The following is a 1,215-nucleotide window of genomic DNA, read 5'->3' on the forward strand; positions in this document are numbered from 1 at the left end:
CAACATATTGAGTTAGGGATCACTACGGTCGATCACGCAGACATTTACGGTAATTACGAATGTGAAGCGTTGTTTGGTGAAGCGTTAGCCTTGGATAAAAGTGTTCGCGACCAAATCCAGATCGTGACCAAATGTGACATTAATTTGTGTGGTGACAAAACACCTGAACGCAAAATTAATCACTACGACACAAGTTCGGCACACATTTACCAATCAGTGAACAACTCACTTGAGCGCTTAAATGTGGATGAAATCGATGTGCTATTGATCCATCGTCCAGATGTATTGATGGATGCTGATGAAGTTGCGGAAGCATTCACGGAGCTGCACAAAGTAGGTAAAGTGAAGCACTTTGGTGTGTCCAACTTTACGCCGCGTCAGTTCGAATTGCTGCAATCGCGCCTTGGTAAACCTCTTGTGACTAACCAAGTGGAAATCAACCCGCTTAATTTTGAGGTTGCGCACGATGGAACGCTGGCCCAAATGCAAATGTTGCGCCCGCGTCCAATGGCTTGGTCTTGCTTAGGTGGCGGCTCAATCTTCAGTGGGGAAAGCGAGCAAGCGATTCGCGTTCGTAACGAGCTAGAAGCGATTCGTGAAGAAGTGGGTGCGACCAGCATTGACCAAGTTATTTACGCTTGGGTACGTCGCTTGCCATCTAAGCCAATTCCAATCATTGGTTCAGGGAAAATTGAGCGTGTGCAAACGGCCGTGAATGCACTGAATATCGAATTGACTCGCGAGCAATGGTATCGAGTTTGGGTTGCTTCGAAAGGTCACGGTGTGCCATAGAAAGCGCATTAGCATCGTGATTTTACTTAAGGCATCTTATTAGATGCCTTTTTTTGATGTTTCATCTTTCCTTTCTTCACTTTAGCAAGTAACGAACTTTTTCTCGGTTTTCTGGAGCTTAGATAAACGCAACCCTATGCGTATCAAGGGCTGAGAATGGTCAGTAGGCTTTGTTCGATGTCACTAAATCGACAGTGAAATGCGTTGTTTCTTGTTGGCTAGGTTCACTCATCTATTGATCTTGCGTATGCTTACTGCATAAACAAAAAATACAAATTCCTCGTCAGTTTTCTCGTACTATATGCGGTAACAATCTGGTAGACTCCAGCGCAGATTGTTGAATATAAAAAGGTGATTGAATGTCTTTTCCCGTACTCATCTGTGATGATTCAGCGTTAGCACGCAAGCAGATGGCTAGATCAC

1 protein-coding gene is annotated in these 1,215 nt (G+C 44.4%); it reads left to right on the top strand.

What is annotated here, in order from left to right; genetic code table 11:
• The coding region (locus tag R7O13_RS24270) for an aldo/keto reductase (protein ID WP_318304856.1) at positions 1 to 792 on the top strand (792 nt) is incomplete at its 5' end.
• Between the last annotated feature and the right edge of the window lie 423 nt (positions 793 to 1,215).

The organism is Vibrio sp. Y176 (assembly GCF_033438945.1).